Below are 13,134 nucleotides of genomic sequence, written 5' to 3' on the forward strand. Positions count from 1 at the left end.
GACCGAGGCGAGGGCTGATTCGGTGAACGTGCTGGACGTACTGCTGGTGCTCGCGGCCGTATGGTTCGCGATCGTCGGCTACCGCCAGGGCTTTGTCGTCGGCATCCTGTCGGTGATCGGTTTCCTCGGGGGCGGCCTCATCGCGCTGCTCGTACTCCCGCCGCTCTGGGACGAGTTCACGGACGGCAGCAAGCCGGGCACCGGCGGCGTCATCGCGGCCGTGGTCGTCGTCATCATCTGCGCCTCCGTCGGCCAGGCCCTCACCACCCACCTCGGCAACAAGCTGCGGCAGTACATCACCTGGTCCCCCGCGCGCGCCCTGGACGCGACGGGCGGGGCGCTGGTGAACGTGCTGGCGATGCTGCTCGTCGCCTGGCTCATCGGCTCGGCCCTCGCCGGTACGACGCTGCCGACGCTCGGCAAGGAGGTGCGCGGCTCCAAGATCCTGCTCGGGGTCTCGCGGGTGATGCCGGAGCAGACGGACGGCTGGTTCGCGGACTTCTCCTCCGTGCTCGCCAAGAACGGCTATCCGCAGGTCTTCACCCCGTTCTCCGACGAGCCGATCCAGGACGTCGCGCCGCCCGATCCGAAGCTCGCGGGCAGCCCGGTGCCGCAGCGCGCCAAGAAGAGCATCGTCAAGGTCGTCGGCACCGCGCAGAGCTGCTCGAAGGTCCTGGAGGGCACCGGCTTCGTCTTCGGCGACCACAAGGTGATGACCAACGCGCACGTGGTCGGCGGCGTCGACGAGCCGACCGTGCAGATCGGCGGCGAGGGCAGGCGCTACGACGCCCGTGTGGTGCTCTACGACTGGAAGCGCGACATCGCCGTCCTCGACGTCCCCCAGCTCCAGGCGCCCGCGCTGCGCTTCAGCGAGAAGGACGCGGGCAGCGGCAACGGGGCGATCGTCGCGGGCTTCCCGGAGAACGGCGCCTACGACGTCCGCTCGGCCCGCGTCCGCGGCCGTATCCAGGCCAACGGCCCGGACATCTACCACCGCGGCACCGTCAGCCGCGACGTCTACTCGCTCTACACGACCATCCGGCAGGGCAACTCGGGCGGCCCGCTGCTCACCCCCGACGGCCGCGTCTACGGCGTCATCTTCGCGAAGTCCCTGGACGACGACCGTACGGGGTACGCGCTGACCACCGACGAGCTGCGCGAGGACATCGCGAAGGGCCGTACGGCCACGAAGCAGGTCGACAGCGAGGGCTGCGCGATGTGAGTGCGGGCGCTCGGGGGCGGCGCGCGGAAGTCGCGTCGCGCCGGGCGCCCGCCGCGTATCGGCGGCGCGTCAGCCGCGCGTATGCCGTATCCGCGCGCTGAACCAGCGCGCGCGGCGGCGCAGGATGCGGGGGATCCCCAGCTCCGGGTGCTGGGGTTGCAGCCGGGCCGTGAAGCGCGCGGAATGCTCGCGCGGATCCCCCAGCTGGCTGCGGTTACGTGCCACGTCACGGAAGTCGTGCGTCCAGCCCATACACCGGTCCCTGCCCCCGGCTCAAGGTCAGTAATCGCCCGCGGCTCGCTCAATCGGCCTATGCGGCGGGCATGTGTTCGGTTCTTGGTGACGGGTGTCCGCGCGGGCTCAGCGCGGACTCAGCGGTCCGGCTCGGGATCGCTCAGCCAGTGCACGAGTTCCGTCGTGAAGGCCGCCGGATCCTCCTCGTGCGGCCAGTGGCCCAGCCCGTCGAACAGCCGCCAGCGGTACGGGGCTTCGACGTACTCGCCGGAGCCCGCCGCGCTGCGGGTGCGCGTCACCGGATCGAGGGAGCCGTGCAGATGCAGCGTCGGCACTCGTACGGGTCGTTTCATACGCCGATAGAACTGCACCCCGTCGGGGCGGGCCATCGAGCGCACCATCCAGCGGTACGGCTCGATCGAGCAGTGGGCCGTCGAGGGGACGCACATCGCGCGGCGGTAGTTCGCGACGGCCGTGTCCTCGGCCGGGCCGGCGAGCTTGGGGCCCGCCCAGTCCCGGATGAGCCGTCCGACCAGGGCGCCGTTGTCGGCGACGAGCTGGCGCTCGGGGACCCAGGGGCGCTGGAAGCCCCAGATGTACGAGCTGGCCGCGGTCTGCCGCACGTCGCCCAGCATCGCGGCGCGCCAGCGGCGCGGGTGCGGCATCGAGGAGACCGCGAGCCGCCGGATCAGCTTGGGCCGCATGACCGCGGCCGTCCAGGCGAGATAGCCGCCCAGGTCGTGCCCGACCAGTGCGGCGTCGGGCTCGCCGAGGGAGCGGATGACGCCGGTGACGTCGAGCGCGAGGTTCGCCGGGTCGTAGCCCCGGGGCGTACGGTCGCTGCCGCCCACCCCGCGCAGGTCCATGGCGACCGCCCGGTAGCCCGCGTCGGCGAGCGCGGGCAGCTGGTGCCGCCAGGTCCACCAGAACTGCGGAAAGCCGTGCAGCAGGAGCACCAGCGGACCTTCGCCCATTTCGGCGATGTGGAACCGGGCGCCGTTGGCGGCCACGTCCCGGTGCGTCCACGGTCCTTCGGTGCGGACCACTGCCGCGGGGCTTTCTGCGAGGGTCATACCGACGAGCGTGTCACATGCTCCAGGGCCGGGCTCTCCTTCGCGCCGTCCTCGACGGCCCGCGGATGAGGCTTGACGTTCGAGAGCACGGCCGCGGTCTCCTTGGCGGAGGCGATCGACTTCTGCGCCCCCTGGCTCTTCTTGATCTTCTTGAACTTGAGCCCCGCCCACGCCAGCAGGAGCACCGCCAGCAGGATGTAGGCGCCACCCACGATGAGGAACGACCAGGCCATGCCGAGGCCGAGGTTGTGGATGCCGTACGCCGCGGCGAAGCTCAGCACGGGGAGCGAGAAGAGCAGCAGCACCCCCGCGCCGATCGCGGCCCCGCTGCCGAGCGCGCCGCGCTTGACGTCCTGGCGGAGCTCGGCCTTCGCCAGCGCGATCTCGTCGTGCACCAGCGCGGACATCTCGGCGGTCGCCGAGGCGACCAACTGGCCGAGGCTGCGGCCCTCGTCGGCTGCGCTCATCGCTCTCTCCCTGTGGTTTTCTCGGTTCCTGTGGTCCGGTTCCCGTGTTCTGGATCCCGTGCGCGGTTCCCGCAGGTCAGATCATGCCGGACCATCGTCCGACACGTCCCGGGCCCCCGCTACTTCGGCGAGCCTGCGGTGCTCGGCCGCCTTGGCCTCGTGAAGGGCGGCCATGCGCAGGTGGTATTCCGGCTTGTCCTGCTCGTAGATGTCCGGAATGCCGTCGCCGTCCTCGTCGCGGTCCTCGTCGTCCAGCAGCGAACGGTACTTCTTCGCCCGTAGCTTGAGTACGACCCCCGCGAGAACGGCCGCCAGCAGGGAGCCCGTCAGCACGGCGGCCTTGGCCTCGTCGGCGAGTGCCGGGTCGTCGCTGAAGGCGAGTTCGCTGATCAGGAGCGAGACGGTGAAGCCGATTCCGGAGAGTGCGGCGATGGCCAGAACATCGGCCCAGGCGAGCTCCCGGTTCAGCTCCGCCTTGGTGAAGCGGGCCGCGAGCCAGGCGCCGCCGAAGACCCCGAGCGTCTTGCCCGCCAGCAGACCGAGGACCACGCCCAGGGTCTCCGGCTGCGTGAAGACGTCCGTGAGCGCCTTCTCGGACACCCCCACGCCCGCCGCGAACAGCGCGAACAACGGCACCGCGAGCCCCGCCGAGAGCGGACGCACCAGGTGCTCGATGTGCTCGGCGGGCGAGGTCTTCTCGCCGGGCGCGAGCGTGCAGCGCAGCATCAGGCCCATGGCGACGCCCGCGACCGTGGCGTGCACCCCGCTCGCGTGCATCAGCGCCCAGATGACGAGCGCCAGCGGCACGTACACGTACCAGCCGCGTACGCCCCGGTGGTGCAGGAACCAGAAGAGCGCCAGTCCGGCGACCGAGGCGAGCAGCGCCCAGAAGCTGATCCCCGCCGAGTAGAAGATGGCGATGATGATGATCGCGCCGAGGTCGTCGACCACGGCGAGCGTCAGCAGGAAGGCGCGCAGCGCGGAGGGCAGCCCGGTGCCGAGCACTGCTAGCACGCCGAGCGCGAAGGCGATGTCCGTGGCCATCGGGATGGCCCAGCCCTTCACGTCGCCCCCGCCGCCCAGGGCGAAGCCGACGTAGACGAGCGCGGGCACGACCATGCCGCACAGCGCGGAGACGATGGGCAGCGCCGCGGCCTTCGGGTCGCGCAGCTCGCCCGCGACCAGCTCGCGCTTCAGCTCGATGCCCGCGACGAAGAAGAAGACGGTGAGCAGCCCGTCCTTCGCCCAGTCGGCGACGGAGAGGTTCAGATGGAGCGACTCCGGGCCGAAGTGGAAGCCCTTGACGTCCTCGTAGAAGCCGCTCAGTCCGGTATTGGCCATGACCAGCGCCACGACGGCGGCGGCGAGCAGCAGTATGCCGCCGACGGTCTCGGTGCGCAGGGCGTCGGCGAGGAAGGTCCGCTCGCCGAGGGGGAGCCGCCCGAAGAGGACGGTGCGGCGCTCGCGGTTCTCACGGCTGGGGTCGGGCTTCGGCGCGGTCACGTGCGGGGCCTCCAGGAGCGGCGGCGGACAATAGCGTGCTACGTGCCGACCAGACTTCCCGGCGCCCCATTTTTTGCCGCGCCTTTGACGCGACGCCCCTCACCCTAACCAATACGAGTGAGGGGCACCCGGCGCGGTCGCCGGATGCCCCTCGTGTCGTACGCGTGTACGGGCGTACGGGCGGGCTCAGTCCTCGCTGGCGGCGCCGGGGAGCTGCGCCTGGATGAGGTCCATCACCGAGGAGTCGGTGAGGGTCTGCGTGTCACCCAGCGTGCGGTTCTCCGCGACGTCCCGCAGCAGACGGCGCATGATCTTGCCGGAGCGGGTCTTCGGCAGCTCGGCCACCGGAAGGATCCGCTTGGGCTTGGCGATCGGGCCGAGATGCTTGGCCACGTGGTCACGCAGCTCGCTGACCAGGCCCTCCGCGTCGCCGGCCGCGCCCGCGTCGCCCCGCAGGATGACGAAGGCGCAGATCGCCTGCGTGGTCTGCGGGTCGGTGGCGCCGACGACCGCCGCCTCGGCGACCTTCGGGTGCGAGACGAGGGCCGACTCGACCTCGGTCGTCGAGATGTTGTGCCCGGAGACCAGCATCACGTCGTCCACCCGGCCGAGCAGCCAGATGTCGCCGTCGTCGTCCTTCTTGGCGCCGTCGCCCGCGAAGTACTTGCCCTCGAAGCGCGACCAGTAGGTGTCCAGGTACCGCTGGTCGTCGCCCCAGATGGTGCGCAGCATCGACGGCCACGGCTCGGTGAGCACCAGATAGCCGCCCGCGCCGTCCGGGACCTCGCGCGCCTCGTCGTCCACGACGGTCGCGCTGATGCCCGGCAGCGGCACCTGCGCGGAGCCCGGCTTGGTCTCGGTGACACCCGGCAGCGGACTGATCATGATGCCGCCGGTCTCGGTCTGCCACCAGGTGTCCACCACCGGCGTACGGTCCGCGCCGATGTGGTGGCGGTACCAGACCCACGCCTCCGGGTTGATGGGCTCACCGACCGAACCGAGGATCCGCAGCGAGGACAGGTCGAACTTCGCCGGGATGTCGTCGCCCCACTTCATGCAGGCGCGGATGGCGGTCGGCGCGGTGTAGAGGATGGTGACGCCGTACTTCTGGACGATCTCCCACCAGCGGCCCTTGTGCGGCGAGTCGGGCGTGCCCTCGTAGAGCACCTCCGTCGCACCGTTGGCCAGCGGTCCGTACACGATGTACGAGTGTCCCGTCACCCATCCGACGTCGGCGGTGCACCAGAAGACGTCGCTCTCCGGCTTGAGGTCGAAGACGGCGCTGTGGGTGTAGGCGACCTGGGTGAGATAGCCGCCCGTGGTGTGCAGGATGCCCTTCGGCTTACCCGTCGTCCCCGAGGTGTAGAGGATGAAGAGCGGGTGCTCGGCGTCGAAGTCCTGCGGGGTGTGCTCCTCGGACTGGCGCTCGACGACGTCGTGCCACCACACGTCGCGGCCCTCGGTCCAGGAGATGTCGTCCTGCCCGGTGCGCTTGACCACCAGGACGTTGCGCACCTTCTCGGTGCCCGGGCGGGTCAGCGCCTCGTCCACGGCGGGCTTGAGCGCGGAGGCGCCGCCCTTGCGGTACCCGCCGTCGGCGGTGATGACCACGCGCGCGTCGGCGTCCTCGATACGGGTGGCGAGCGCGTCCGCCGAGAAGCCGCCGAAGACGACGGAGTGCGGGGCGCCGATACGGGCGCACGCCAGCATCGCCACGATCGTCTCGGGGATCATCGGCATGTAGACCGCGACCCGGTCGCCCGCCTGGACGCCCAGCTCCGTCAGCGCGTTGGCCGCCTTGGAGACCTCGCGCTGGAGGTCGGCGTAGGTGAGGTTGCGGGTGTCGCCGGGCTCGCCCTCGAAATGGATCGCGACACGGTCGCCACGGCCCGCCTCGACGTGGCGGTCCACGCAGTTGTAGGCGACGTTCAGCTTGCCGTCCTTGAACCACTTGGCGAACGGCGGATTCGACCAGTCGAGCGTCTCGGTCGGTTCGGTGCCCCAGTCCAGGCGGCGCGCCTGCTCGGCCCAGAAGCCCAGCCGGTCGGCCTTCGCCTGCTCGTACGCCGCCGCGGTCACGTTGGCGTTCGCGGCCAAGTCGGCGGGCGGGGCGAACCTCCGCTCCTCCTTCAAGAGGTTGGCCAGGCTTTCGTTGCTCACGACATCTCCCATTCCCAGGATGTGCGCTGTGTCCCGAGCCATAGCTCATCAGCCGCCCCACCTCTGTGACAAGGGCCTCAGTCGAAAATGGTGTAGACCTCTCGCGGCCTGCCGCCCGCCCTGCCGCCCACCCGCCGCCCGCCTCGCCGCACATGGCCGCACCTGGCCGTACGCCGCCGCGTGCCCTCTTTAGAGGGCACGCGCGTCGGGCCGTACGGCCGCGAACACGGGACGCCGCACGCTCGTCCCGTCCAGGTCCATCACATACGCCTGGGCCTCGCCCACATGGAAGTACATTCCGTGCAGCTCAAGGGCGCCCTCCCGGACCCGCCGGGCCACGCACTCATGGGCCGCCAGATGCTCCAACTGCTGCACCACGTTGGACAGGCAGAGCAGCTCGACCTCGTCCGCCGTGTCCCTGTCGGCGATACGGGGCTCGGTCTCCTCGTCCCGTACGGACAGCCGGTCCAGGCTGGGGCGGCCGTGCCGCAGCCAGCGGCCGAGCGGCGTCCCGCCGCCCTCCGGCGTGTCGCCCTTCCCGGCGCCCCCGTGCAGCGCCTGCATCGCGCCGCAGCCCGAGTGCCCGCAGACGGTGATGGACTCGACCCGCAGCACGTCCACCGCGTACTCGATCGCGGCGGCCACGGACTCGTCGCCCGCCTCCTCGCCGGGGAGGGGCACCAGATTGCCGACGTTCCGCACGGTGAAGAGGTCGCCCGGGCCGCTTGAGGTGATCATGCTGGTGACCAGCCGGGAGTCCGCGCAGGCGAGGAAGAGCTGCGAGGGGCGCTGCCCCTCCTCGGCCAGCCGCGCCAGCTCGTCCCGTACGAGCGGGGCCGTGGTCCGCTGGAAGTTCCGCACCCCGCCGAGCAGCTGGCCCCTGCGGGGCGTGTGGTGCGCGTGGTCCTTGTGCGGACGGGTGCACTGGTGGTTGCGCCACGGGGTCCAGGGCGTGCACGTGTGCGAGGACGCGTGCTCCCCGATGTGCTGCCCCGCGCGGCCGGTGACCTCCACGCTGCCGCCCCGCGCGGTGTGTGCGCTGCGCCAGTCCTCCAGCGTCTCGTACGCCGCGTGGTCCATGAACGAGCCGTTGAGCTCCACCACCGCCTGCTCCCCCTCCGGCACCTGGCCCAGCGCCCGGCTCAGCCGGGGCACCGCCAGGAACGTCAACTGGCCGCGTACGCACACCCGGTGGACGGGGTGGCGCGGGCGGTCCTCCTTCTCGACGGTGATGCGCGTACGCGTCAGGCGGCGCAGCGACAGGGCCACCGCCACCGCGATGCCGATCCCGACGCCCTCCAGGACCCCCAGCACCACGACGGAGACCGCCGTCGCGCCGTAGACCAGCACCTCGCGGTGGCGGGTGACGGTCCTGATGTGCGTCAGGCTCACCATCTGGATGCCGACGATCATCACGAGCGCGGCGAGCGCCGCCAGCGGGATCAGCTCCAGCGCGCCGACCAGCAGCCCGGCCGCGATCAGCACCCAGATGCCGTGCAGCACGGCGGAGTTGCGGGTGACCGCGCCCGCCGCCACGTTCGCCGCGCTCCGTACGGCCACGCCCGCGACGGGGAGGCCGCCGAGCGCCCCGGAGACCACGTTCGAGATGCCCAGGCCGCGCAGCTCCCGGTCGAGGTTCGCGCGGGGCACGCGGTCGTCCCCGCCGCGCTGGGAGACCAGCTTGTCGACGGCGACGGCCGACAGGAGCGACTGCACGCTGGTGACGAGCGTGATGGTGAGCACGGCCGACAGGAGCCCCAGCACGGGCCCTTCGGGCAGCTCCGGCAGCGCGTGGCTGCGCCAGGACGGCAGATGGACGCGCGGCAGCCGCAGTCCGGCCAGGGAGGCGACGGCCGTCGCGGCGCCCACGGCGACCAGCGCGGCGGGCACCTTCCCCAGCGCCTGGCCGAACCGGCCCGAGACGCCGCGCAGCCGCGGCCACAGGAGCAGCAGCGCGATCGTCAGGACGCTGACGGAGAGCGCGGCGGGGTGCGGGTGGGCCAACTGGCGCGGCAGCGTGAGGGCGTTGGCGACGGCGGAGCTGTCGGGGCTGCCGCCGAGCACAACGTGCAGCTGGGCGAGGGCAATGGTGACGCCGATCCCGGCGAGCATGCCGTGGACGATCGCGGGGCTGACCGCGAGCGCGGAGCGGGCGACGCGGAGGAAGCCGAGCCCGATCTGGGCGACCCCGGCGAGGATGGTGATCGCGCAGGTGACGCGCCATCCGTAGACCTGGATCATCTCGGCCGTCACCACGGTGAGCCCCGCTGCGGGGCCGCTGACCTGGAGCGGAGCCCCGCCCAGCAGGCCGCCCACGACGCCGCCCACGGCTGCCGCGACGAGCCCGGACTGGAGCGGCGCACCGGTGGCGAGGGCGATGCCGAGCGAGAGCGGCAGGGCGATCAAAAAGACGGTGATGGATGCCGAAAGGTCGGCTGACCAGCGCTTTCGTGGAGGAGGGCCGGTCGGGTCCGCACGCCTGGGGGGCGGTGGGCGCTCCGTGGCGCCCCTGCGGACGGGGGTGCAGGCGGACATCGTGTCTCCCTTGCTGGATGGCACGGTGAGTGACCGTCTGGTGACTCCCAAGTGGCGGTAAATGGAGAGTAATCCCAAGTAAAGAGCCGGAGAAGCGCAGATCGCGCGTATGGCTCGCGTGTTCCGTCCATCGAGTGAACGGCGGGGTAAGTCGGCTTGTCGTAAATATGTATTTCGTCCCATATGTCACGTTGTGCCCTGCGGGGACCTCCGGCCCTCGGGGCCACCGGCCCTTTGGGTCTGCGGCCTTCCAGGCCTCCGGTCACCCGCGTCGGAGCACGAGGCGAGAGGACGAGGTGAGCCGATGACGGCCGTGCGAAGACGATCCGCGGGCAGCGCGGCCTTGCTGGGAGTGCTGTCACTGACCCTGCTGCTCAACGGGTGCGGAGGCGGCACCGCGGAGCGGCCCGAGGGGACGCAGGAACAGGCCCCCGAGCAGAAGCCCAAGACGCCGGTCCGCCTGCTGGGCGACGGGTCGACGTCGATCACCGGAAGGCAGCCCTCCCAGCCCCGGTTCCGGGAGCTGAAGCCCGGTCAGAAGCCACCGCAGTTCGTGGTCTTCTCCTGGGACGGCGCGGGCGAGGACAGCAAGAAGCTCTTCTCCCGCTTCCGCAAGGCGGGCAAGAAGTACGACGCCTCCCAGACGTACTTCCTCAGTGGCGTGTACCTGCTTCCCGAAGGACAGAAGAAACGTTACGCCGCCCCGGGGCACGGCCATGGGGCGTCCGACATCGGCTACCTGAAGGACGAGAACGTCCGCGCCACCCTGCGGCAGGTGCGCGGCGCCTGGCTCGACGGCAGCGAGATCGGCACCCACTTCAACGGCCACTTCTGCGGCGCGAACGGCGTCGGGAGCTGGTCCGTGGAGCAGTGGAAGAGCGAGATCCGCCAGGCCCGGTGGTTCGTCCAGAACTGGAAGACCACCACCGGATGGCGCGGCGGCAAGGCCCTCCCGTTCAACTACTCCGCCGAACTGGTCGGCGGCCGCGCTCCCTGCCTCGAAGGGCAGCGCAACCTGCTCCCCGCCGCGCGCCAGATGGGCTTCCGCTACGACTCCAGCGGCAACGGCACACAGGTCTGGCCGGGCAAGAAGAGCGGCCTGTGGGACATGCCCCTCCAGCAGGTCCCCATGCCGGGGCGGAAGTTCGAGACGCTCTCCATGGACTACAACTTCCTGGCCAACCAGTCCGTGACCGTCAACGGACCCGTCGAGAAACGCGCGGCCTATGGCAAGCAGATGCGTGACGGCCTGCTCGCCGGGTTCAACCGCGCGTACACCACCAACCGCGCTCCTATGGTCATCGGAAACCACTTCGAGGACTGGAACGGCGGCGTCTACATGGACGCCATCGAGAACGTCATGAAGACGGTCTGCCGCAAGAAGGGCGTGCGCTGCGTCTCCTTCCGGCAGCTGGCCGACTGGCTGGACGCGCAGGACCCCCGCGTGCTGGCCAAGCTGCGCACCCTGGAGGTGGGGGAGAGGCCCGCCGGAGGCTGGCGCTCCTTCCTCTCCCTGGACAGCGGGGACGTACAGGCCCGCTGAGTCCTCCGGGGAAGAAGAAACGGCCCTCCGTCACCGGCCGGATGGATTACCGGTGACGGAGGGCCGCGCTGGGGCCGGCCGGTGGCGGCCGTCCGGTGGGCGGTGTCAGGCAGGTTGCGGCGCGAGGTCCTCGTGCAGGACGAACGAGGGGTCGACCTGGGCGGCGAGATCGGCGCCCGTCCTCTCGTTCCCCCAGCTCTCCGCGTTCCGCAGATGGAAGTGGACCATCTGGCGCGTGTAACGCTCCCAGTCGCGCTGCTCGTACGCGCCTACGGCCGCTCCGTACAGCGCGTCCAGGGCGAGGACGTTGTGCTCCTCCAGCTCTGAGAAGGGACGTGCGCGGCCCTTCTCCATGGCGCGCACCCAGTCCGAATGGCCGACGGTGACGAGCAGGTCGTCCCCCGCCTCCTGGCGCAGGAAGTCGAGGTCGTCCTCGCTCTGCACCTTGTTGCCGACCACCCGGAGGGGGACGCCGAAGTCGCGGGCGTACTCCTTGTACTGCCGGTAGACCGAGACGCCCTTCCGCGTCGGCTCGGCCACCAGGAACGTCATGTCGAAACGGGTGAACATCCCCGAGGCGAAGGAGTCGCTGCCCGCCGTCATGTCGACGACGACGAACTCGTCCCGCCCGTCGACCAGATGGTTCAGGCACAGCTCGACCGCGCCCGTCTTCGAGTGGTAGCAGGCGACGCCCAGATCCGACTCGGTGAACGGTCCGGTCGCGAGCAGCCGTACGGGACCGGCGGCGGGGACGCCCTCCAGCGAGACGGTACGGGCGCACGCGTCGTAGACCGGGTTGTCCTCCGCGATGCGGAGCAGGCGGGAACCCTCGCCCGGCGGAGTCGTCTTGATCATCGTGTCCGCCGAGGTGATCCGCGGGTTGGAGCCGCGCAGATAGTCCTTGATCAGCGGGAGACGCGCGCCCATCGCGGGCAGCGCGGCAGCCTCGTCCTCGTCCAGCCCGAGGGCGACGCCCAGGTGCTGGTTGATGTCGGCGTCCACGGCGATCAGCGGGAGGCCCCGCGCGGCCAGGTGCCGGATGAACAGCGAGGACAGCGTCGTCTTGCCGCTGCCGCCCTTCCCTACGAAAGCGATCTTCATGTTCATTAGCGTAAGGCGCAAGATCCCGGTCATGGGGAGGGGCGAGTGAAGAAGACCACTCGAACGAGGTGTTGGGCCGCGGCGGCCGGTGCGTAGGGTCGTACGCATGAGTAGCACCGCTGACCCCGCCGACCCGCTGGCTCCGCTCGCCGCGCTGCCCGGTGTGCCCGAGGCCGTGGAATCCGTGCGGAAGTCCGTCGACCGGGTCTACGGGCACCGGATCATGCGCCGCCGCAGCAGCGAGGTGAGCGGCGAGGCGGCGCTGCGCGGCGCGCGTGCCTCGGCCGCGCTGGACGGCGCGGACTGGGCCCTGGAGGAGGTGCGCCGCCGGACCGACTTCGGCGTCGAGGGCGAGCCCCGTACGGTCGGCGCCGCGCTGCGCGTCACCGCCGAGGCCGGTCAGATCCTGGACGTCTGGGGCCAGTCGCCGCTGCGCGTGCTGGCCAGGCTCCACCTCGTCGCCGCCGGGAAGGGCGTGGCGGACGACGCCGTGGGCAGGCCCCGGTTCGCCGGCGAAGTGGTGGAGGGGCCGGAGCTCGGAATTCCGGTGCCGGACGTCGACGAGGTGGCCGCGCGGCTGGACGGGCTGGCGGGGATCGTCACGGGCGGAACGTCGGCCCCGGCGCTGGTCACGGCCTCGGTGGTGCACGGCGAGCTGCTCACGCTGCGCCCCTTCGGCGCGTTCAACGGCCCGGTGGCGCGGGCGGCCGAGCGGATCGTGCTCGTCGGCAGCGGGCTCGACCCCAAGGCGATCTGCCCGGCCGAGGTGGGCCAGGCGGAGCAGGGGCGCGAGGCGTACCTGCGGGCGCTGAAGGGCTACGCGTCCGGCACGCCGGAGGGTGTGGCCGAGTGGATCGCGCACTGCGGCCGCGCGGTGGAGCTGGGGGTCCGGGAGAGCACGGCGGTCTGCGAGGCGCTGCAGCGCGGCGCTGCCTGACGCGCTTCGGCCGTTCGGCGCCCGGACATAGAACTGCGGCGGCACCGCCTTGGCGCGTGCCGCCGCTGGCATGTCGGCCGGGTTACCAGTGCGTGCACCTATGTGTGTCCATCAGGACGGGACTTTGCCCGCTTCCTGCTGGGACCTGCCCGATCCGCGGGCTCTGCGTCGCGTGGGTGCCCGGTCTTCATGCGTGCGGTCCGTGGGGCCTTCATGCGTGGACGGGATCCTCGCGGATGCCGTTGGTCTCGCGGGCCGTTGAATCCTTTGTACTCCCCGGTGCCGGTAAGCGGAACCCCTGGACGCAGATCTTTACTTTTCGCTTCAAACAGGAGAAGTAGCTTGCAATGCGCCGTAAT

General features: G+C 71.1%; 10 protein-coding genes. 3 read left to right on the plus strand and 7 right to left on the minus strand.

Features of this window, described 5'->3' with window-relative positions; all coding sequences use genetic code 11:
• Nucleotides 1-22: 22 nt before the first annotated feature.
• The gene (locus tag ACGF3A_RS11770; RefSeq protein WP_393728393.1) at nucleotides 23-1,222 is read left to right on the plus strand and encodes a MarP family serine protease; all 1,200 of its coding nucleotides are present in this window, start codon (nucleotides 23-25) and stop codon (nucleotides 1,220-1,222) included.
• A 69-nt stretch (nucleotides 1,223-1,291) separates the two neighbouring features.
• Here ACGF3A_RS11770 and ACGF3A_RS11775 read toward each other — a convergent pair whose 3' ends face one another.
• The 6 genes from ACGF3A_RS11775 to ACGF3A_RS11800 all read right to left on the minus strand — a co-directional run bounded on the left by ACGF3A_RS11775 (nucleotide 1,292) and on the right by ACGF3A_RS11800 (nucleotide 9,194).
• Entirely contained in the window at nucleotides 1,292-1,474 is a 183-nt protein-coding gene (locus ACGF3A_RS11775; RefSeq protein WP_393728395.1) for a hypothetical protein, read from the minus strand.
• 119 nt (nucleotides 1,475-1,593) lie between these two features.
• Nucleotides 1,594-2,529 carry an alpha/beta fold hydrolase gene (locus ACGF3A_RS11780; RefSeq protein WP_393728397.1) on the minus strand — a complete coding sequence of 312 codons (936 nt, stop codon included), beginning with the start codon at nucleotides 2,527-2,529 and terminating at the stop codon, nucleotides 1,594-1,596.
• Entirely contained in the window at nucleotides 2,526-2,996 is a 471-nt protein-coding gene (locus ACGF3A_RS11785; protein WP_393728399.1) for a phage holin family protein, read from the minus strand. The genes ACGF3A_RS11780 and ACGF3A_RS11785 overlap by 4 nt, the downstream gene beginning before the upstream one ends.
• Nucleotides 2,997-3,077: 81 nt before the next feature.
• Entirely contained in the window at nucleotides 3,078-4,499 is a 1,422-nt protein-coding gene (gene nhaA, locus ACGF3A_RS11790; protein ID WP_393728401.1) for a Na+/H+ antiporter NhaA, read from the minus strand.
• A 186-nt stretch (nucleotides 4,500-4,685) separates the two neighbouring features.
• Nucleotides 4,686-6,659 carry an acetate--CoA ligase gene (gene acs / locus ACGF3A_RS11795; protein ID WP_393728403.1) on the minus strand — a complete coding sequence of 658 codons (1,974 nt, stop codon included), beginning with the start codon at nucleotides 6,657-6,659 and terminating at the stop codon, nucleotides 4,686-4,688.
• Between the two features lie 189 nt (nucleotides 6,660-6,848).
• Nucleotides 6,849-9,194: a SulP family inorganic anion transporter gene (locus ACGF3A_RS11800; RefSeq protein WP_393728405.1), complete on the minus strand. Its 2,346-nt coding sequence runs from the start codon at nucleotides 9,192-9,194 to the stop codon at nucleotides 6,849-6,851.
• A 304-nt stretch (nucleotides 9,195-9,498) separates the two neighbouring features.
• Between ACGF3A_RS11800 and ACGF3A_RS11805 the strand changes: the two genes are divergently transcribed.
• Nucleotides 9,499-10,737, plus strand: coding sequence for a hypothetical protein (locus ACGF3A_RS11805; RefSeq protein WP_393728407.1), 1,239 nt, complete (start codon nucleotides 9,499-9,501; stop codon nucleotides 10,735-10,737).
• A gap of 105 nt (nucleotides 10,738-10,842) precedes the next feature.
• Here the strand turns inward: ACGF3A_RS11805 and ACGF3A_RS11810 are convergent, their stop codons facing one another.
• The gene (locus tag ACGF3A_RS11810) at nucleotides 10,843-11,838 is read right to left on the minus strand and encodes an ATP-binding protein (protein ID WP_393728409.1); all 996 of its coding nucleotides are present in this window, start codon (nucleotides 11,836-11,838) and stop codon (nucleotides 10,843-10,845) included.
• Between the two features lie 106 nt (nucleotides 11,839-11,944).
• Here ACGF3A_RS11810 and ACGF3A_RS11815 point away from each other — a divergent pair, with 106 nt between their 5' ends.
• Complete coding sequence (locus ACGF3A_RS11815) at nucleotides 11,945-12,775, plus strand: oxidoreductase (protein ID WP_393728410.1); 831 nt, start codon at nucleotides 11,945-11,947, stop codon at nucleotides 12,773-12,775.
• Nucleotides 12,776-13,134: the final 359 nt, after the last annotated feature.

It is taken from the genome of Streptomyces sp. NPDC048172 (assembly GCF_043202595.1).
Taxonomy (GTDB): Bacteria; Actinomycetota; Actinomycetes; order Streptomycetales; family Streptomycetaceae; genus Streptomyces.